Origin of the sequence: Streptomyces sp. Q6 (assembly GCF_036967205.1) — a bacterium.
GTDB classification, from domain to species: domain Bacteria; phylum Actinomycetota; class Actinomycetes; order Streptomycetales; family Streptomycetaceae; genus Streptomyces; species Streptomyces citrinus.
In genome coordinates, this window is record NZ_CP146022.1 from 7,739,738 (window position 1) to 7,759,309 (window position 19,572).

General features: G+C 72.5%; 18 protein-coding genes. 10 read left to right on the forward strand and 8 right to left on the reverse strand.

The window, feature by feature from the left end; genetic code table 11:
• Positions 1 to 93: 93 nt before the first annotated feature.
• On the reverse strand, positions 94 to 1,347 hold the full coding sequence (locus V2W30_RS35460) for an MFS transporter (RefSeq protein ID WP_338702692.1): 1,254 nt from the start codon (positions 1,345 to 1,347) through the stop codon (positions 94 to 96).
• Positions 1,348 to 1,419: 72 nt separating this feature from the next.
• Between V2W30_RS35460 and V2W30_RS35465 the strand changes: the two genes are divergently transcribed.
• Positions 1,420 to 2,478, forward strand: coding sequence for a helix-turn-helix domain-containing protein (locus V2W30_RS35465; RefSeq protein WP_338702693.1), 1,059 nt, complete (start codon positions 1,420 to 1,422; stop codon positions 2,476 to 2,478).
• 163 nt (positions 2,479 to 2,641) lie between these two features.
• Positions 2,642 to 2,818: a CsbD family protein gene (locus V2W30_RS35470; protein WP_338703885.1), complete on the forward strand. Its 177-nt coding sequence runs from the start codon at positions 2,642 to 2,644 to the stop codon at positions 2,816 to 2,818.
• Positions 2,819 to 2,892: 74 nt separating this feature from the next.
• Here V2W30_RS35470 and V2W30_RS35475 read toward each other — a convergent pair whose 3' ends face one another.
• Entirely contained in the window at positions 2,893 to 5,448 is a 2,556-nt protein-coding gene (locus tag V2W30_RS35475; RefSeq protein ID WP_338702694.1) for a discoidin domain-containing protein, read from the reverse strand.
• A 313-nt stretch (positions 5,449 to 5,761) separates the two neighbouring features.
• Between V2W30_RS35475 and V2W30_RS35480 the strand changes: the two genes are divergently transcribed.
• Positions 5,762 to 6,544 carry a restriction endonuclease gene (locus tag V2W30_RS35480; protein ID WP_425244636.1) on the forward strand — a complete coding sequence of 261 codons (783 nt, stop codon included), beginning with the start codon at positions 5,762 to 5,764 and terminating at the stop codon, positions 6,542 to 6,544.
• A gap of 73 nt (positions 6,545 to 6,617) precedes the next feature.
• Here the strand turns inward: V2W30_RS35480 and V2W30_RS35485 are convergent, their stop codons facing one another.
• Positions 6,618 to 6,827 carry a hypothetical protein gene (locus V2W30_RS35485; RefSeq protein WP_338702695.1) on the reverse strand — a complete coding sequence of 70 codons (210 nt, stop codon included), beginning with the start codon at positions 6,825 to 6,827 and terminating at the stop codon, positions 6,618 to 6,620.
• 175 nt (positions 6,828 to 7,002) lie between these two features.
• Here V2W30_RS35485 and gap point away from each other — a divergent pair, with 175 nt between their 5' ends.
• From gap to V2W30_RS35500, 3 genes are all read left to right on the forward strand, one after another.
• Positions 7,003 to 8,046 carry a type I glyceraldehyde-3-phosphate dehydrogenase gene (gene gap / locus V2W30_RS35490; RefSeq protein ID WP_338702696.1) on the forward strand — a complete coding sequence of 348 codons (1,044 nt, stop codon included), beginning with the start codon at positions 7,003 to 7,005 and terminating at the stop codon, positions 8,044 to 8,046.
• Complete coding sequence (locus tag V2W30_RS35495) at positions 8,043 to 8,777, forward strand: CBS domain-containing protein (RefSeq protein ID WP_338702697.1); 735 nt, start codon at positions 8,043 to 8,045, stop codon at positions 8,775 to 8,777. Before gap ends, V2W30_RS35495 begins: the two co-directional genes overlap by 4 nt.
• Positions 8,778 to 8,847: 70 nt before the next feature.
• Positions 8,848 to 9,444, forward strand: coding sequence for an Rv1733c family protein (locus V2W30_RS35500; protein WP_338702698.1), 597 nt, complete (start codon positions 8,848 to 8,850; stop codon positions 9,442 to 9,444).
• A 65-nt stretch (positions 9,445 to 9,509) separates the two neighbouring features.
• Here V2W30_RS35500 and V2W30_RS35505 read toward each other — a convergent pair whose 3' ends face one another.
• Genes V2W30_RS35505 through V2W30_RS35515 form a run of 3 tightly spaced genes read right to left on the reverse strand, consistent with a single transcriptional unit; the run spans position 9,510 to position 13,569 of the window.
• Positions 9,510 to 11,924 (reverse strand): glycoside hydrolase family 65 protein, encoded by a 2,415-nt coding sequence (locus V2W30_RS35505; RefSeq protein ID WP_338702699.1) that lies wholly within the window; start codon positions 11,922 to 11,924, stop codon positions 9,510 to 9,512.
• Positions 11,921 to 12,667: an HAD-IA family hydrolase gene (locus V2W30_RS35510; protein ID WP_338702700.1), complete on the reverse strand. Its 747-nt coding sequence runs from the start codon at positions 12,665 to 12,667 to the stop codon at positions 11,921 to 11,923. Before V2W30_RS35510 ends, V2W30_RS35505 begins: the two co-directional genes overlap by 4 nt.
• A 2-nt stretch (positions 12,668 to 12,669) precedes the next feature.
• Positions 12,670 to 13,569: a universal stress protein gene (locus tag V2W30_RS35515; protein WP_338702701.1), complete on the reverse strand. Its 900-nt coding sequence runs from the start codon at positions 13,567 to 13,569 to the stop codon at positions 12,670 to 12,672.
• Between the two features lie 209 nt (positions 13,570 to 13,778).
• Here V2W30_RS35515 and V2W30_RS35520 point away from each other — a divergent pair, with 209 nt between their 5' ends.
• Positions 13,779 to 14,204, forward strand: a complete 426-nt coding sequence (locus V2W30_RS35520) for an Hsp20/alpha crystallin family protein (protein WP_338702702.1) — start codon at positions 13,779 to 13,781, stop codon at positions 14,202 to 14,204.
• A 145-nt stretch (positions 14,205 to 14,349) separates the two neighbouring features.
• Here V2W30_RS35520 and V2W30_RS35525 read toward each other — a convergent pair whose 3' ends face one another.
• Positions 14,350 to 14,562 (reverse strand): hypothetical protein, encoded by a 213-nt coding sequence (locus V2W30_RS35525; RefSeq protein WP_338702703.1) that lies wholly within the window; start codon positions 14,560 to 14,562, stop codon positions 14,350 to 14,352.
• A gap of 233 nt (positions 14,563 to 14,795) precedes the next feature.
• Between V2W30_RS35525 and V2W30_RS35530 the strand changes: the two genes are divergently transcribed.
• From V2W30_RS35530 to V2W30_RS35540, 3 genes are all read left to right on the forward strand, one after another.
• A complete protein-coding gene (locus tag V2W30_RS35530) occupies positions 14,796 to 16,574 on the forward strand; it encodes a hypothetical protein (protein ID WP_338702704.1) in 1,779 nt (592 codons plus the stop codon).
• A gap of 384 nt (positions 16,575 to 16,958) precedes the next feature.
• Positions 16,959 to 17,588, forward strand: a complete 630-nt coding sequence (locus V2W30_RS35535) for a hypothetical protein (RefSeq protein WP_338703887.1) — start codon at positions 16,959 to 16,961, stop codon at positions 17,586 to 17,588.
• A 129-nt stretch (positions 17,589 to 17,717) separates the two neighbouring features.
• Positions 17,718 to 18,719 (forward strand): Acg family FMN-binding oxidoreductase, encoded by a 1,002-nt coding sequence (locus V2W30_RS35540; protein ID WP_338702705.1) that lies wholly within the window; start codon positions 17,718 to 17,720, stop codon positions 18,717 to 18,719.
• A 45-nt stretch (positions 18,720 to 18,764) separates the two neighbouring features.
• Here V2W30_RS35540 and V2W30_RS35545 read toward each other — a convergent pair whose 3' ends face one another.
• Positions 18,765 to 19,565, reverse strand: coding sequence for a hypothetical protein (locus tag V2W30_RS35545; RefSeq protein ID WP_338702706.1), 801 nt, complete (start codon positions 19,563 to 19,565; stop codon positions 18,765 to 18,767).
• Positions 19,566 to 19,572 lie beyond the last annotated feature (7 nt).

Consider the following 19,572-nt stretch of genomic DNA (forward strand, 5'->3'; position numbering starts at 1 on the left):
CTTCCGTGCCTCCACGATGGACCCCGGGCCGCTGATCGGGCCACGGTGAAAACCCTGGGATCGGGGCCCGGGGCCGTACGGCCGTTGATGTAGTCACCCGCGGACCGGGGGAGCGATACGGCGCAGCCGACGGATCGCCGGGGTCGCGAGCAGCGCCGCACCGCCCACGAGGCAGGCCCCCGCCGACACCAGCATCAGCCGTGCCGGGGAGGCCAGTTGGGCCGCCGGGCCCGCCAGCGCCTGGCCGAGCGCGATCCCGGACACCGATCCGGCGATCTCGTACGCGCTGACCCGGTTGAGCACGCCCGGCGGCGTGTGGGTCTGCACGCTGGTCGCCCACATCACCGACCAGAACGCCAGGGCGCCGCCGCCGAGGACATGGCCCACGAGGAGCACCGGCAGCCCGGTGCCGAGAGCCACGCAGAGCGGGAGCGCGGTGTAGAGGATCATCGCCACGGCCCCGGCGGCCAGCGGGCGGGCCGGGCGCAGGCGGAGCGCGAGGAGGCCGCCGAGCACCGTTCCCGCGCCGAGGAAGGAGATCGCGAGGCCGTAGGCGTTCGCCCCGAGCCGCTCACCGACCAGCGCCGAACTCAGTGGCACCAGTGGCCCGAAGACCAGTACCCCGTACATCATCCAGATCAGGATCACCGCCCACATCCAGGTGCGGGAACGGAACTCGTGCCAGCCCTGACGCAGGTCACCCCGTACCGAACGGCCTTGACGCGCGGGGGACGTGAGGCCGGGAGCGAGCCGGATCAGCGCGAGGCACAGGGCGCTGAGCACGAAGGTCCCCGCGTCGATCGCGTACACGGTCCCGGCGCCCGCCAGCGCGATCAGCAGCCCCGCCAGGGCGGGGCCGAGCAGTTGGGCGACGGCGTCCGCCACCTTGAGCGTGGCGTTGGCGCGCTGCGGCTCACGGGCGACCAGCGGAACCATCCCGTTCACCCCCGGCTGGAACATCGCGGTGGCGGCTCCGGCCAGCGCGGCCATGGCCACCAGCAGCCAGAACGGCGGCGTCCCCACGAAGAACGCCACGGCCAGCACCCCTTGCGTGAGCACCCGGACGACGTCGGCGCCGACCATCATCGGGCGCGCGCCGAACCGGTCGGCGAACACCCCGCCGAACAGCAGCAGCACCACGGCCGTGCCGGTCCAGGTACCGAGGACGAGGCCGACCCCGGAGATCCCGTACACCGCGCCGACCGCGAGCGCGGCGGCCACCGGCATCATCGCGTCACCGACCAGCGAGACGGCGCGGGCGACGAAGTAGAGCGTGAAGCGCCGGTCCCACAACGGGAGTCGGGCGAGCGGCGGGCTGATCTCGGTGGATGTCTGCGCAGTGGTCACCGCACCGATAATGGTCTGCACCAATTGCTGGATCCCAGTGTCCCGAACGACATGAAGAGGTACTTTCGCGCCATGACGCCTGGACCGGAGGGGAGGCGGACGCGGGCGCCGCATCGCGTGGTCGCCCTGTTGCAGCCCCCGCAGTCGACGTTCGCGCTGGCCTGCGCCGCCGAGGTGTTCGGCGACCACGGCCCGGCGGTGCCCGCCCGCTACACCTTCGAGGTCTGCACGGAACACCCCGGCCCGGTCCGCTCGGCGGCCGGCTACGACCTGCTGGTGACGGCGGGCCTGGACGCGCTGGAGCGCGCCGACACCGTCCTGGTCCCCGGCTGGCAGCGGCCGACCGGCGCCGAGGTGCCCCCGCCGGTCGCCGCGGCGGTCCGCCGGGCGCACGAGCGCGGCGCCCGGGTCGTCGGCCTCTGCTCGGGCGCCTTCGTGCTCGCCGCCGCCGGACTCCTCGACGGCCGCCGGGCCGCCACGCACTGGGCCGGGGCCGCCGCGCTCGCCGCACGGTTCCCCGCGGTGACGGTCGACCCGGGCGTGCTCTACGTGGACCACGGCGACGTCGCCACCAGCGCCGGGTCCGCGGCCGGCGTCGACCTCTGCCTGCACCTGGTCCGCACCGACCACGGCGCCGCGTACGCGCTGCGCGTCGCCCGGCACATGGTGATGCCGCCGCACCGCGAGGGCTGCCAGCTCCAGTACGCCGAACCGCCCGCCCCCGGACCGGCCCCCGACTCCCTGGCACCGCTCCTGGAATGGGTGGAGGGCCGCCTCGACCGGCAGATCAGCGTCGCCGACATGGCGGCCCGCTCCCAGGTCTCGCCCCGCACTCTGACCCGTCGCTTCACGGAACAGCTGGGCATCAGCCCCGGCCGCTGGCTCCTCGACCGCCGCCTCGCCGCGACCCGCGCCCTCCTGGAGGAGACCGACCTCCCCGTCGAGACGATCGCCCGCCGCGTCGGCCTCTCCTCCGCGGTCAACCTGCGGCGCCGGTTCCACGAGGCGCTGCGCACCACACCGGCCGCGTACCGCCGCGCCTTTCGCCTGGCCGCGCTCGCGCCGGACGGCGGGTCCCCGCGGGCGGGGGGCCGGACGGCTCGGACCGGGGGAGTGCAGGTCTCTCCTTGACGCCGAGGGCGGGCGCCCTCACGAGGGCGCTCGCGGGGGCCGCCTGAGGGGTCGGCAGGAACCCGGACAGGGGGCGAGAGATCGACCGATCCGCGTTTGATCGTCGCCACGGCGGTCAACCGAAGATCAGCACATGCAGTCCACGGAACGGATGGTGAACATCATGACCGCGAGCGAGAAGGCCAAGGCGAAGGCGGAGCAGGCCGCGGGAGCCGCCATGGAGGCCACGGGCCGTGCCGTGGGCAACGAGCGTCTCACCGCCAAGGGCCGTGCCGCCAAGGCGATGGGCGCGGCACGCGAGACCAAGGAGTCCGCGAAGGACGGCATGGGCGGGCACTGAGCCCGGCCGCCCACCCGGAACGGGGGCGCGGGGACGGTCTGTTCGACCGTCCCCGCGCCCCCGTTCCCGTGGTTCTACGGGAACGAAGTGATCTTCGAAGGGACGGTGTCGGTGCCCGAGGTCGGGGCGCCGGTGTCGTTGACGACGTGGGCGTACTGCCCCTTGCCGCCGAGCGAGATGACCAGGATGTCGTGCAGTTTGACGCCCGGCTTCACCGGGACCTGGAACCCGTGGTGCTGCACGATGCCGGGGTCCGAGGTGAAGTTGCAGTAGCTGCCCATGCCCCAGGCCTCGTGCGTCGTGACACCGTCGGCGACCTTGTAGGCCGCGTATCCGACGATGCCGTCATGGGTGACGGCCGCCGCGTCGGGCACGTCGTACGCCTTCTCGTTCTGGAAGAAGATCGTGCGCCCGCGTTCGCCGTTCCACAGCACGTCGTACTTGTTGAAGTGCTCGACGAACAGGCCGGTGGTCAGGACGTCGTCACCGTTCACGACGAGCCCGTAGTCGGCGCGGTTGGTCTCCCAGCCGACGCCCTCGCCATGGTCGGCGCGCCAGATCCAGGTGTGGTCGACGATGACGTCGTCGCTGTTGACGACCACGGAGTTGGTGGCGAGGCCGGGGCCCGCGCCGCCGATGCGGATGAACACGTCCTGCATGGTGGTCGGGTTCGCGGCATGGTCGGCGCTCGCGCCGGCCCCACCGATCTGCAGCAGCGTGTCGGATTTCCGGGAACCGGCGTCGATCAGGAAGCCGGCCAGCTTCACCCCGTCCACGTCGGCGACGTGCATCGCGTCGATGCCGTTGTCCGGGACGATCGTGGCGAGGCCGAGACCGAGCACCACCGTGTTGGCGCGCGTGACGTCGATGGTCTGGTCGAGGTGGTAGACGCCGGGAGTGAACAGCAGGTTCAGCCCCTGGGAGAGCGCCTGGTTGATGGTGGCCGAGGTCGCGCCGGGCTTGACGACGTAGAACTGGCTCAGCGGGAGCGACGTGCCCGCGTTGGCGGGCCAGGACACGCCGCGCGCGTTGGTGCGCTTGGCGGGGACGAACACCTTGTAGTCGCTGCCGTCGAGGTACAGGAACGGCTTCTCGCGCGAGACGGGCGTCGTGTCGAGCGTGGTGTACGGACCCGAGTCGAAGTTCGTCGCCGGGGCGCCCTGCACACCGGTGAACGTCATGTTCCACACACCGTTGGTCCAGCCGCCCACCGAGCTGTCGCGGGTGTACCACTGCTGCTGCGAGTACGGACCGACCGTGCCGTCGATCTTGGAGTCCGCGATGTAGCCGCCGGAGGCCCAGCCGTAGCCGGCCGGCGCGAGGTTCAGGCCACCGGTGACGTGCATGCGACGGAACGGGGCGGCCTGGGCGACGGCCCAACGGTCGGTGCCGTTGACCGGGTTGAGGGAGAGGTTCTCGGCGGAGCGCCAGAAGTTCTGCGTGGCGTTGCCGTTGAACCAGCCCGCGTCGACCGTCACGTCACCGTTGATCTTCGTGTCGTCGGGGTTGATCCCGAGCCCGGAGATCGAGGTGTAGAAGCCGAGTTGGGCGTTGAGGTTGTTGTACGTGCCCGGCTTGAGCAGGAACTGGTAGCGCTGCGAGCCGAACTGGTTCGACTCCTGTTGCGCGAAGACCTGGTCGAACTTGGCCTGCAGGTTCGCCGTGTTCGGGTCGACGACGATGACGTTCGGTCCGAGGTCGCCGCCGCCCTCGACGGGCGGTGTGGTGGACCCGCTCCCGGTGTGCACCGCCACCTCCCACAGCGAGTAGCCGTAGGCCGTGGCCCGGGTGGTCCCGTAGATCCGCAGGTAGCGGCCCGTGCCGCTGACGTCGTACGAGGTGCTGCCGCCGGTCGCGCCGGTGACGTCCTTCAGCGTCGTCCAGTTCTGGCCGTCCGCGGAGGCCTGGATCTTGAAGGCCTTGGCGTACGCGGCCTCCCAGGTGAGGTCCACCTTGCAGATGCTCTGCGAGGAGCCGAGGTCGACCTGGACCCACTGCGGGTCGGAGGACTGGCTCGACCAGCGGGTGCCGGTGTCGCCGTCGAACGCGGCCGAGGCCGGAGTGCCGGCGTTCTCCGTGGAGGACGCGGTGGCCGGGCGTCCCTTGGCCGCGTTCGCGGTCGCGCAGCCGTCGGCCGGCGGGGTGCTCCCCGCGGTGCCGAAGACCTGGAACTCCCAGAGCGAGTAGCCGTACTGGGTGGCTCGGGTGACGCCGTACATCCGCACGTACCGGCCGGTGCCGGAGACGTCGAGGGTGTCGGTGCCGCCGTCGGAGGCGGTGACGGATCTGACGTCGGTCCAGGTGCTCCCGTTGCCGGAGACCTGGATCTTGTAGTCCTTGGCGTAGGCGGCCTCCCAGTTCAGGACGACCTTGCTGAGGTTCGCCGACTCGCCGAGGTCGACCTGGAGCCACTGGGTGTCGGTGGCGGCGGACGACCAGCGGGTGCCGGTGTCGCCGTCGACGGCGGCCGCGGCGGGCGTCCCGCCGTTCTCGGTGGAGGAGGCCGTGGCGGTTCTGCCCTGGGAGAGCGGCGTCTCGGCGGCCGCGGCCGATGCCGTCGAGGTCTGGGCGGGGATGGTCAGCAGCGCCGCCGCCGTGGCGAGCGCGATCCCCAAGGATCTGTGTCTCATAGGTGTCACTCCGTGCGGGGGTGAGGACACTTCCGGCGTGCGCGGAAGAGGTGAACTGTGGTGCGCTGAACGTCAGTTGCTTAGTTCGAGCTTTGATTTAAGGGTTGAGACAACTGTGAGGCAATACCTTGGGACGGACTTCCTTTCGGGACCTGAACGATTCGATCTGGGTCGGCGGCTCGAACCCTGCGCTCGCCGTCAGGAAATGGAGACGTGATCGCATCGCGCCGCAGCTTTTTTGATCATGGTTGTCGCTCATCGGGGCACGTGTGTACGAGGAGAGTGCAGACGGACGAGGACCGAAGGAGATCCGGTGGCGATACGACGGACCGAGAGCGTGACCCGAGGCGGCCGACGGCGGAGCTCACGCCACCCGCGCGGAACGGACCTGTCCGGGCTGGCCGTCGCCTTCGCCCTGGTCGCGGCCCTGCTCTGCGCCGTCACGCTGCTCTTCGTGCGCTTCGCCCACTGGGCCGGGGCGCATCCGGGCACGGCGGCTTCGCTCGGCCTGTTGACCATCCCGGTCCTCTACGTCCTGCTGCGGGGCATGCCTCGTTCACGCGAGTTGCGCCGTGCGGCGCTCGCCGGGATGGCCGAGGCGGACCGTGAGCCGGTGCCGGCCGCGACGGCGGCCCCGGCCCCCGCGGCGGTGCACGACGGCTTCACCGTCGAACTCGCACCCCACCGGGACCGGGTCGACTTCACCGCACTCGATCCCGACGGCTTCGAAGCGGCGATCGCGGAACTGTGCGAACGGGACGGCTGCCAAGACGTCGAAGTCACCGGCGGTGCGGGCGACTTGGGCGCCGACGTGCTCGCCGTCGCCCCCGACGGCCGCCGGGTCGTCATCCAGTGCAAGCAGTACGCGCCGGACAACAAGGTCGGCTCCATGGATCTGCAGCGCTTCGGCGGAACCTGCTGGTCGGTGCACGGCGCTCAGTTGGCCGTCATCGTCACGACCAGCGCGTTCACGACTCCGGCCGAGGAGTACGCCCGGTCGTGCGGCATCCGGTGCGTGGACGGTGAGGAGCTGGAGGCGTGGGCGCAGGGGTCGGGACCCGCCCCGTGGGGACCGGCGCACGTGGCTGATCGGTAGGCGCGGCGACCGCGCGGTCGCCGCCGCCGCGAAGAGGGCCGTCCACGGGTCCTCGGGGACGGGCCCACCGTGTCTAACGGCCGCTCGCGCCCTGCTTCGCCAGGCGCCTCAACTGTCCGCGGGACCAGCCGGTGATGCGGGTGACCTCGTCCCGTGCCCTGCGGTCGTCGGTGTCCTGGAGAAAGGCGAGGGCCTCGCCCCTGAGGTCGGCGCGAGCCGCGTCCAGGGCGGCTTCGGCTTCGCGGAAGCGCTGGGCGGCTAGTTCGAGTTTCGCAGTGTCCATGCGACGCGTCTGCCCCGAGTGCCGACCGGATAGACCCTGCTTCATCCGTGCGGCGGCCACGGGCCGAAGGTCCCACCCCCCGGCCCCCGCACGACCCATGTCCGGCGTGGGGTCCGAGCGCAAGGCTGAGGTGACAGCACGGACCGAGGAACAACCGACCGGAAGGGCACCGGACATGAGCGTGCGTGTGGGCATCAACGGCTTCGGCCGCATCGGACGCAACTACCTGCGCTGCGTACTGGAGCGGGCCGAGAGCGCGGCCGGCACACCGGTCGAGGTCGTCGCCGTCAACGACATCACCTCGCCCGCGACGCTGGCACATCTCCTCCGGTACGACTCCACCTACGGCAGGCTGCGCCGCGAGGTCGCGTACGACGACACCTCGCTCACGGTCGACGGCCACCGGATCGCCGTCACGGCCGAGCGCGATCCGGCGGCGCTCGCCTGGGACGCGTTCGGCGTGGACGTCGTGATCGAGTCGACGGGCCGCTTCCGCACCCGTGAGGACGCCGGGGCGCATCTGAAGTCGGGCCCGGCCAAGGTGCTGCTGTCCGTGCCGGGCAAGGGGGTCGACGCCACGCTCGTCATGGGCGTCAACCACGAGACGTACGACCCGGACCACCACCACGTGATCTCCAACGCCTCCTGCACCACGAACTGCGTCGCGCCGATGGTGAAGGTGCTCGACGAGCGCTTCGGTATCGCCAAGGGCCTGATGACCACGATCCACGGCTACACGAACGACCAGGTGGTCCTCGACGGGCCGCACAAGGACCCGCGCCGGGGCCGCACGGCCGCCGTGAACATCATCCCGACCAGCACCGGAGCGGCGCGGGCCGTCGGCGTGGTGCTGCCGGAGCTCGCGGGCACGCTCGACGGTCTCGCGGTCAGGGTGCCGGTGGAGGACGGATCGCTGACCGACCTGACGGTCGTCCTCGAAAGGCCCGCGTCCGCGGACGAGATCAACACCGCGTTCCGGGAGGCGGCGGACGACCAACTCCAGGGGGTCCTGCGGGTGTCGGACGCCCCGATCGTCTCGCGCGACGTCGTCGGCGACCCGGCGTCCTGCGTGCTGGACGCTCCGTTGACCCAGGTCAACGGCGATCTGGTCAAGGTCTTCGGCTGGTACGACAACGAGTGGGGCTACACCAACCGCCTGCTGGACCTCACCGAGTACGTGGCAGGCCGGCTGCCCGAGTCCGGGAGGCAGGAGCGATGAAGCACAGCAAGGTCGACTCCGTGATGACGCGCGACGTCGTCCGGGCCGAGTGCGCCACCCCCTTCAAGGAAGTGGCGCGACTCCTGAACGGGCGTCACATCAGCGGACTGCCCGTCGTGGACGACGAGGGGCACGTCGTCGGCGTGATCTCCGAGACCGACCTGCTCGTCCGCGAGGTGCGGTCGGGCGACGGCCCGTACGCGCGCCGGCGTCGTCCGTGGATGCCGGCCGTCGGGCGCGGGCGGCGCGCCGAGCGCCGCAGGGCCTGCGCCCGCACGGCGCGGGAGCTGATGTCGGAGCCGCCCGTCACGGTCCACGCCGACGTCACGATCGCCGAGGCCGCCCGCGTGATGGCCCGGCACAAGGTGGAGCGGCTGCCCGTGGTCGACGAGGCCGACCGGCTCGTCGGCATCGTCACCCGCCGCGACCTGCTCCAGGTGTTCCTGCGGCCCGACGAGGAGATCCGCCGCGAAGTGATCGACGAAGTCCTCGTGCGCAGCCTGTGGTTGATGCCGCAACTCCTCTCCGTGACGGTGCACGAGGGCGTCGTCACGCTCGCCGGGAAGGTCGAACGGCGCAGCGAGAAGGAGATCGCCGCCCGGATGGCGGAGCACATCGACGGAGTCGTCTCGGTGCTGGACGAACTGACGTTCCGCCTCGACGACTCCCACCGGCGCCCCGACGCGGGGGCGCCGCACGGTGTCCCGGAGGAATGGCTGCGCAAGCTCTGAGCCGTGCGGTTCAGGGCCGTTCGGCCTTTGGGCGGTGCGTCCGACAGAGAGCGCGAGGGGATGTGACGTGATGAACGGTGCGCGACGAGGGTGGCGCTGGCGCCACAACCCCCTGCGGCGCCGGTCCGACGTCGTCGAGGCGTGGACGGTGCTCGCGGTCGGCTCCGCGGTGTTCGTGGGCGCGCCCGCGGCCGGTCTCGCCGCCGGCCGGGTCGCGTACGACGACGCGCGGGCCACTTCCGTGGCCCAGCGTCAGGAGCGGCACCAGGCGCGCGCCGTGCTCGTGGCGGACGCGCCGCCGAAGGCGAGTTGGAGCGGGCCCGGGGCGCAGGCGTCGTTCCGGGTGCCCGTGCGCTGGGAGACGGCCTCGGGCGCGACGCGGACCGGAACCGTGCGCGTGCACGCCGGGACGCGGGAGGGCGAGACCACGTGGGTGTGGCTCGACCGGCAGGACCGCCTGGTCGCGGCGCCTTTGGGCGGCACCGACCTGTGGACGCGTGTGGGGAGCGTCGCCGCGGGAACCGGCGCCGGTGCGGCCGGCACGGCGGTCCTCGTCGGATGGTCGGTACGGCGCCGGCTCGACCGGGGACGTCTCGCCGAGTGGGACCGCGCGTGGGAGACCTGGGACGGCCCCGAACGAGGGCAACGCGGGCGCAGGATGGCCTGAACCCTGCCCGGCGGGGGCGATCGTCGTTCTCGCCCCCTCAGCTCCGGGCACCCGCGTCCTCGTCCTCATCCCGGTTCCGGCAGCTCCACTTCCGGGAGGTCCAGTTCGCAGGTCTCGCCCGGCCGGACCGTGACGGCGCGGTCCGGCAGTTCGACGGTGATCGGCGAGCGGTCGGAGGCGGGCACGGCGAGGTGCAGCCGACCCGGCAGCAGCCGCAGCCGCACCCCCCAGTGACCCTGGTAGCGGAGCGTGAACCCGTAGGAGGAGCCGGTCAGTTCGGGCAGCGGCGCCGGGTCCAGCCACAGCGCGTCGCCGCGGGTCTCCAGACCGGTCAGACCCCGCTGCACGAGGTCCACGGTGCCGGCCATCGCGCCGAGGTGGATGCCCTCGCCCGTGGTGCCGCCCTGCACGTCCGCGATGTCGCCGATGAGCGCCTCATGGGCGTACTTCCAGGCTCCGGCGCGCCGGGCCCGCGCGAGCACCCAGCCGTGCACGAGCCCGCTCAGCGTGGAGCCGTGGCTGGTACGGCACAGGTAGTGGTCGACGGTCCGCCGCCAGGTGGCGTCGTCGAGCGCGTACCCCAAACGCCGGAACAGCGCGGCGAGTTCGGCGGGCGGGAAGAGATAGCCGAGCATCAGGACGTCCGCCTGCTTCGACGCCTGGTAGCGGTTGACGGTGTCGCCCTCGGCCTCCAGGATCCGGTCCAGTCGGCGGATGTCCCGGTACTTCTTCCGGTACGTGTCCCAGTCCAGCTCGGCGAGCCGCTCGTACCCCTCGAACTGGCTGATCACCCCGCCGTGGAAGGGCACGTACAGCGACTGCGACACGTCCCGCCACAGTTCGGCCTCACCGCCGTCGAACGCGATCCGCTCCGTGAGCTCCCGGCGCCGCGGGTCGGGCAGCAGGGCCAGCAGGTCGAGCGCGCGGGACAGCGTCCAGGCCGCCGTCACGTTCGTGTACGCGTTGTCGTCGATGCCCGGACGATCGGCGTCCGGATACCCGTCGTGGTACTCGTCGGGGCCGACGACCCCGCGCAGCCGGTAGCGGCCGAGATCCTCGTCGTACGCGGCCCTGTCCGCCCAGAACCGGGCGATCTGGAGCAGCGTCTCCGCACCCTTGGTGTGCAGGAACTCGGCGTCACCGGTCGCCTCCCAGTAGCGCCAGATGTTGTACGCGACGGCCGAGTCGACGTGGTGCTGCAAGTGGGTGTGGTCGGGCAGCCAGCGCCCGGACTCCGGGTTGAGGTGCAGCCGCTGGGTCTCCTCCCGGCCGTCGCTGCTGCTCTGCCACGGGTACATGGCGCCGCGGTACCCGGCGTCGCGCGCCGCGCGGCAGGCCCGCTCCAGGCGGCGGTGCCGGTAGGTGAGCAGGGCCCGGGACACCTCGGGGAAGTGCAGGTTCAGATAGGGCAGCACGAACAGCTCGTCCCAGAAGACGTGCCCGCGGTACGCCTCGCCGTGCAGCCCGCGGGCGGGCACCCCGACGTCCAGTTCGGCGGTGTGCGGCGAGAGCGTCTGGAGGACGTGGAAGAGGTGCAGCCGCAGGATGCGGCCCGCTTCGCCGGGTACGTCGAGTTCGGCCCGGCGCCACAGCTGGTCCCACGCGGTGAGATGCGTGTCGATCAGGTCGTCGAAGGACGGTGCCCCCAGGGCCCGGTCGACCGCGGCTTGCAGTGGATCGCTGATGGCCGGGTCGCGGGACGTGTGCAGCGCGACGATCTTGTCCACGGTCGCGGTACGGCCGGGCCGCATCGGCAGGTGCAGCAGTTGCGCCGCGCGGTCGTCCGTGTGCTGGTCGTGCCGCAGCGTGGCGTCGGCGCAGTCGGTGCGGGACGCGAGGGCTATGCGCACGTCGGAGACGCGGGTGCGGCAGCGCAGCCAGACGAGGTCGGGCGCGGCGGTGCCGCTGTGCACGTGGACGAGATGGTGCCCGGCCAGATCGCGGTAGCGCGGCACGCCCGCGTTCCGGACGGACCCGTCGAGCGCGGCCTGGACCTCCAGCTCGCCCGACCAGTTCTCCGGCGTGAACTCCGAGCGCAGGGCGGCGAGATGGGGGTCCGCCATGTGCACGAGCCGCAGCTGCCGCAGGGCGATACGGCGTCCCTCGCTGTCCTCGTACGTCGTGCGCCGCTCCAGCAGTCCGCTGTTGAGGATGAGGGTCTGACGGTGGTCGACGACCCGGGCGGTGTCCGGGTGGAGCCAGGGCCCCGTGCCGTGCTCGTCGCGGCAACGAAAGCGCAGCGGCAGCCAGTTGGGGAGGTTGACGAGGTCCTCGTTCTCGACCTGGCGGCCCGCGACGGTCGACGGGAGCCGGTCGTAGCAGCCCGCGACGTACGTGCCCGGGTAGTGGACCGCGTCCGCGTCGCACTCCGGGAGGGCGCCGCGCGTGGCGAAGTATCCGTTGCCCAGGGCGCACAGGGACTCCCGCAGGCGTTCGTCACCGGGCGCGAGGCCCTCGTACTCCCATGTCCACTCCGTCACGAGACGGCTCCCTTCACGAGCAGCTCACCGAGGTCCGCGACGACCAGATCGGCGCCGTGGCGCAGGAGTTCGGCGGTCCGCGTCCGACCCGGCGTCCGGTCGACGCCGACGACCAGGCCGAAACCGCCCCGCCGGCCCGCCTCCACCCCGGCCACCGCGTCCTCGACGATCGCCGTGCGCGCGGGCGCCACGCCCAGCCTGCGGGCGCCTTCGAGGAAGAGATCGGGAGCCGGCTTGCCCGCGAGGCCGAGCCGTGCCGAGTCGACGCCGTCCACCACCGCGTCGAACAGGCTCATCACCTGGGTACGGGCGAGGAGTTCACGGGCGTGGAGCGACGCGGAGACCGCGGCCAGCAGCACCCCGCCGCCGAGCAGGGCGCGCAGCAGATCCACCGTGCCGGGATAGGCGGGAACGGCCGGGCCGTGCCGCAGCCGCTCCGTGTAGAGGCGGTCCTTGGCCACGGCCACGGCCTCCACCGTCCCGGCGTCGGCGTGCACACCGCGGGAGGCGAGGAACGCCGCCGCGCCGTCGCGCCGCGACTTCCCGTCCACGTACGCCGGATAGTCGACCTCGGTGTCGAACGGCCGCCGGTCCTTCGGCGAAGGGGGCGGCTGCTCGCGCAGGAAGGCGTCGAAGGTCGCCTTCCACGCCTGCGCGTGCAGCCGCGCCGAGTCCGTGATCACACCGTCGGTGTCGAGGACGACCGCACCGACGGTCCGCAGCGGTCCCGCTATGTCTCGCACGACTACTCCTCGGGGGTGGTTCGGGAACCGTGCTGTGCCACCACGACGACGGGACAGTCCGCGTGGTGCAGTACGGCGTGCGCGACCCGGCCGAGTTGCAGCCCGAAGTGGCCGTGACGCCGTCGCGCTCCGACGATCACCAGGTCGGCCGCGGCGGAGCGGTCGATGAGAATCCTGCGGGCCGGTCCCTCCACGGTGACCGGGCGCACCGGGACGTCGGGATGGACCCGCGCAGGACCGCGCAGCGCGTCGGCCAGCACGTCCTCGGCGGCCTGCTCGCACTGCCGCGCGGGATCACCGGACAGCAGCGGATGATCGGCGGTCCTGCCCGCCGGGGCGCGCCAGGTACGCACCGCGTCGAGCACGCAGTGCCGTGCCGCGGCCTCGGCGAACGCGAACCGGGTCGCCGAGTCGGCGGATTCGTGATCGCCCACCCCGAGCAGGATCCGTTGGTGGGTACCGGTGACCCCGGCCGTGCTCCCGCGCACGACGATCACCGGGCACTGCGCGTGCGCGGCCACGGCGAGGCTGACGGAGCCGAGCAGCAGTTCCTGCACCGGGCCTCGGCCTGTACGCCCGGTGACCAGGGCGACGGCGTTGCGCGCCGCGCGCAGCAGGGCCGTCTCGGGGTCCTCGGCCACGGCTTCGGTGGAGACCCGCACCTCGGGACGGCTCGCGGCGGCCCGTGCGACGGCGGTCCGCAGGATCTGGTGCGCGAGGTCGTGCCGGCCGGGCCGTGGGCCGAGCGGCACGGCGGGGGCGTCGTCCTCGTACTTCTCCCAGAGCGACGCGTGCACCAGCCTCAGCGCGTAACCACGTACGGCGGCCTCCCGCGCTGCCCAGTCCACCGCACGGAGGCTGGCCTCGGACCCGTCCACACCCACGACCAGCGGGAGCGCCATGGTGTCCACCACCTCTCTCGGGAGTTCCCGGGTGAGCCGGAGCGGCTCTCCTCCACCGTGACACAGGGCGTGACCTGGCAGGAGGGGCCGGTGCGGTCCACAGCGGGGACGTTCGGCCCAGGACAGCGCGGGGCGCGCGGAGGAGGCTGGCAGTGAAGGCCGGGGGCGAAGACCCCGGCCGACGCACCGCGGAGGGAAGGGAGAGCGAGATGGCCGGCCTTCTGGAGTGGCGACCGCCGGTACTGCCCGACCTGTTCGACTGGATCGAGTCGGGGCTCGGCGGATTCCCCGCGCACCGAGGCGTTCCCGGGCTGCACGGCATCAGGGTCGAGCAGCAGCTGACCGAGGACGCGTACACGCTGCGGGCCGAACTGCCCGGGATCGACGTGGAGAAGGACATCGAGATCACCGTGGCCGACGATGTCCTCACCCTGCGCGCCGAGCGCGGCGACGAGACCAAGGACAAGCACCACACCGAGTTCCGCTACGGCGCCTTCGTCCGCTCCCTGCGGCTCCCTCCGGGGGCCCTGGGGGACGAGGCGAGCGCCACGTACAAGGACGGCATCCTCACCGTGACCGTTCCGCTCGCCACGGCCGAGAAGACCGAGGCGCGGACGATTCCGGTCCGCCGTTAGCCGCCCTGGCGGAGCACGCGCGAAGGGTGGGGCGCCGCCCCTGGTAGCGGCGCCCCACCCCTTTCGCCGTGCGCGGTACGGGAACCGGGGCCTGAGCCCCGAAGTCCCGAAGTCCCGAAGTTCCGAGGGACCGTCGCTCGTCACGTCAGCTGAGCCGCCTGCCCGCGCCCACCGGGCTCCGCCGCGGTTCCGCCGGCACCCGGGGGTGCCGTGCCGCGTCCCGCCGACGCTCACGCCGGCGCACGCAGCGCAGGTACAGCGTGTCGGCGACAGCGACCGTCACGAGGATCAGCACCATCGAGACAACCAGCAGCTCACCGAACGTCCACCAGAACTCCGGCGGGAGAAACGTACGCATCACGATCGCCTCCTTGAGCCGGGAACGGCTCTGTGACGACTCCAGTCAACGCCCGCGCGCGCGATGACGCGTGGGCCGCCCGGGATCCGCCCCGGGACCTTCGGCCCCTGCACCGCCACGCCGAACGGGCCGACGGTCGAAGGGGGCCGCGTGACACCCACTCGGGCACCCGTGACGGGCGCACGCCGCGGCCGCACACTGAGGTGGGCCGCACCGGACCTTCGGGGGGAACCGTGCCGACAGAGCTGGAGCGCGCGCTGGCGGACCACGCCGCCGAGGGCCGGGAGCTCGATCTGGCAGGCGAGGAAGCCGTCAACGAGGCCGCGATGCGCGCCTGGGGTGCGGACCGGACCGTGTCGGCCGCTTCGATCCGGGCGATTGTGTGCGCCGGGTCCGCCTCAGGGTCCTCCGACGACGGTCCACCGGCGGCGCTCAAGCTGCGCGGCGCTCGCGTCACCGGCCGCATCGACCTGGACCACGTACACAGCCCCATGCCCCTCGAACTGGTCGACTGCCTGCTCGCCGAAGGAATCAGCGCGCTCGACGCCGAGCTCCCGGCGCTCCTCCTGGGCGACTGCGTCGTGGAGCACCGCCAGGAGATCCCTCTCAAGGCGCCGCTGCTGCGGGTGAGGTTTCTCGGCCTGAGCCGGACACAGGTCAGGGGGCGGTGCGACGGCCCTGCCGCGGCGCTCTGGGGTTCCGAGATCGGTCATCTCGTCTGCTCCGGGGCGACGTTCGTCAACCTGCACGGATGCGCACTCGACATGAACCAGGCGCGGATCGAGCACAGCGCGTTGATGAACGAGCGCTTCAAGGCGGCAGGGCGCGGCCGCGACGGATGGCCCGGCGCGGTCAACCTGTCCGGCGTGTCCGTGGGAGGACTCCTGGACTTCTCCGGGGCCACGCTGGAGAGCACGGACGGCACTGCGTTGCAGGCCCTCAGCCTGCACACCGGACTGCCGCTCGTCCTCGGACGCGGATTCAAGGCCGGGGTCGAGGGCAGCGATGCGTGTGCCGTCCTGTTGTCAGGGGCGACGATCGAGGAACTCGTCTGTGAGGGCGTGGAGTTGACCAGCTCGGGCGGCCCCGCGCTGATGGCCGATCACCTCACCGTACGCGGGTCGGTGGTCTTCACGGACAGCGTCCTCGACGCGGCCAGTGAGCGGTTCGGAGCGCTCTGGCTGGGCGGCGCCGAGGCCGGAGGCGAACTGCGCTGCCACGGGACCCGGATGGAGAACAAGTCCGGAGCGGCCCTCGCCGCCCCCTTCATGAAGGCCCGGCTGAACGTGGCGCTGGGCGACGAACTCGACCTGCGCGGTGGCGGCGACGCGGCGGCCTTGAACCTCAGGGGCGCCCACGTCGACGGCTCGCTGATCATCGGCGACCACGTGGCGCTCGCCCACCGCCGGGGCCCGCGGCACCGGCTGGACGTGAACGGCCTGACGTACACGGACCTGGAGGGTCGCGGGCGGCACGACTGGCTGACGTACCTCTATGACGGCACCGCGACCTACGCGGCGCAGCCCTACCGGCAACTGGCCGGCCTCTGCCACCAGCGCGGCCACGACAAGGAGGCGCGCAGCGTCCTCGTCGCCCAGCAGAAGGACCGGCTGCGCAGGGACCACGTGGGTCTGGCCGAGCGCGCGTGGGGCGGACTGACCGGCATGGTCCTCGGCTACGGCTACAAGCCCTGGCGCGCCATCTTCTACCTGCTCGGCGTCGTCGCGCTGGCCGTGACGCTGGCCGTGGTGCTCGGGGCGCACGGCGGGGTCGCCAGGGAGGCGGACACGGCCGGGGCGCATCACGGGCCGTGTTCGGTCGTCGAGACCGTCTCGATCGGGCTCCAGCTGGCCCTGCCGCTCGCCCGGTCGGCCGGTCCCCAGGACTGCACCGTCGCGTCCGGCGCGGCGGGACAGGCGCTCACCGCGAGCGGCTGGGTGCTCCAGGCGCTGTCCTGGGCCTTCGCCACCCTGTTCGTCGCGGGGTTCACCGGCGCGGTCCGCAGGACCTGAGTCACCGGGACGCGTGCCGGACATAGGGTCGCCCGGCGGTGCGCGATGGCCCTTTCGGCGCCTGCCGCGACGCGGTGGACGGAGCTCTATTGGAAGAGGGAGGTACTCCTTCGCCGCCGAGCGGGCGGCGAAGGGGCTGACGGGTGGCACCCGTCGGGGGCGGCCGTCTCTGCGGGAGGGCGGCCGCCCGTCACGCAGGTCGCTTCCCTCTCCGAGCGGACACCGAGGGCGAAGACCCTGAACGGGCCCTGAGAACAAGGACGTTCGGTCCTGGCCAGGGACCCCGGGGGCCCTGCGTCCCACTCCGCCCGGAGCGGCACATTGAAGGCGCAACGAGAGTCGCACCGACCCTCGTCCGTCACCACCCCTGGAGGGATGAGCATCATGGCCGTCCACGACCACTCGCACCGTCACCCCGGATTCCACCTCCCGTCGCTGCGCGGGACGTCGCGGACTTCCCCTTCCGCGCAGGCGACGGCGGAAGCGGGCGCCACGACCGCGACCACCGCCTATGTGTTCGCCGGGCTGCGCTTCCTGATCGGGTTCGTCTTCCTGTGGGCGTTCCTCGACAAGACGTTCGGGTTCGGTTACGCCACCCCCGGCGGCAAGGGCTGGGTCGACGGAGGATCGCCGACCAAGGGCTTCCTCAGCGGCGTGGCGGCCGGTCCGATGGAATCCACGTTCCACTCCTGGGCCGGGGCCGCCTGGGCCGACTGGCTGTTCATGATGGGCCTGCTCGGCGTCGGTGTCGCGCTGACCGCGGGCATCGCCCTCCGGCTCGCCGCCGTGGCCGGCACGGCCATGATGGCGCTGATGTGGATCGCGGAATGGCCGCCGGCGCGGCACCTCTCGGACGGCTCGGCGAGCATGTCGACGAACCCCTTCGCCGACTACCACCTCGTGTACGCGGTCGTCCTCATCGCCCTCGCGGCCGCGGGCGCGGGCGCCACATGGGGCCTGGGCAGGCTGTGGGCCCGTCTCCCGATCGTCAGCCGGCACCGGTGGCTCGTCTGAGCCCGCCCGCTCCGAGCCGGGGGTGACGCCGTCGACGCGGCGCCACCCCCGCTCGTCCCGTTCCCGGGCCGAGGGCGCGAAGACGCCGGGGCGCGGGACAATGGCGATGAGTGACACAGAGGAGGCACCATGCCGAATCGCCCACGGGCCGCCCTGGCCACCGAGACCCTGACCGGGCTCGTCACCGACGCGGCGGCCGCACCCTCGATGCACAACGCGCAGCCCTGGAACTTCCGGTTCCACTCCGGCACCGCGACGCTCGACCTCAGGGCGGACCCGGCCCGCGCCATGCCCGAGAGCGATCCCGAGCACAGGGCCCTGCACTTGAGCTGCGGCGCGGCACTGTTCAACCTGCGGGTCGCCGCCGTCCACGAGGGACGCGATCCGGGCGTACGGGTCCTGCCCGACCCCGCCGACCCCTTCCTGCTGGCCACCGTCGAGCTGGCCGACCCCGCCCCGCCCGCGGACCCCGCCGGCCTGTGGCCGCTGTACCCGGCGATACGCCAACGGCACACCAGCCGCTGGCCGTTCGCCGACACGGAGGTACCCGACGACGTGCGGGCCGAACTGATCGACGCCGCCCGCCGGGAAGGCGCGGACCTGGGCTTCGTCTCCCAGTGGCACGCGGAGGAGATCGTGGACCTGGTGCACGACGCCGAGGGCCGCGACGACGCGGACCCCGCGCGCCGCGCGGAGCTGGACCGGTGGACACGCCTCGGCGACGAGGCGGAGTCGGCGACCACAGGAGTGCCCGAGTACGCCTTCGGCCCACGACAGCGCGACGGCCACGCGCCGGTACGCGACTTCGCCGGCCGCCACGAGGTCGCCGACCGCGGCACGACCTCGTTCGAGCACATCCCGCATCTCGCCGTGCTGGGCACCGCGCAGGACGGTCCCGCGGACTGGCTCACCGCGGGTCAGGCCATGCAGCGGGTCCTGCTCACGGCCACCGTCAGGGGGCTGGCCACCTCGCTCACGTCCCACGCCCTGGAATGGCAGGATCTGCGCAGCCTGACCCGCGACCCCCTGTCCGCCATGGCCCACGTCCAGATGGTGCTGCGCCTCGGCTACGGCCCCCAGGGCCCCGCGACCCCACGCCGCCCGGTGCACGACATCCTGACGATCGCCTAGCCGCCCGCGCCGCCGCCTTCCACCGCGGCGTCAGCACGACCCCGCTCACCGTGTGACGGCTCGGGCGTCCAAGTGCTCCATGCGCGTCAGCGCGTCGCGGAAGCTTTCGGGGGAGACCCGCATTCCGCTGGAGTACGGGTGGTTGAGCTGGAGCACGATGAAGATCCCGGACGCGCACAGCGCCATCACCACCCCCAGCCCCACGGCGGGGCGGGTGCCGGACGGCCACCCCATGAGCAGGAAGAACACCGGAACGGTGACGGCGGTGAGGAGAAGGAAGGCGAACAGCGGCGCGGGGACGCTCTCGCCCGCCGCCGCCACCCGTAGCCGGCGCTGCGCGTAGACGGTGTTCAGCGCCTGGTGCAGATCGCTCCGGGCCAGGGTCGGAGCCCCCCGGCCGTTCAGCGACCGGGCGTGGAGCGCGTCGAGCCGGTCCCAGGCCGCGGGCGCGGTCTCCCGCCGGGCGAGGGCCGGCCACTCCTCGTCGATCACGGTCCTGGTGTACGCGCGCAGCTCGGCCTGGAGCCGGCGGCGCTCGTCCGGCGCGAAACTCCGCGCGGCGATATAGGCGTCGCGCAGCGCGCCCGCCTCGGCCTCGGCCTCGCTACGGGCGTCCCCGAGGCCGGAACTGGCGTTCACGATCAGGAACGCGATGGTGAGGACGTACATCGATGCGACCGTTCCGCAGGCGGCCGCCATCAACGGCATCCCGTCGGCGCTCTTGCGCGGCCCGACCGTCCGGTGCCACAGCCAGGTCAGGCCGATGCCGGCCAGGAACGCGGCGGCGGCGACCAGGGCCCACTGGACGTACATCGTGCTCCCGTCCCGGTCATGACTGCGCTGCACAGGGAAG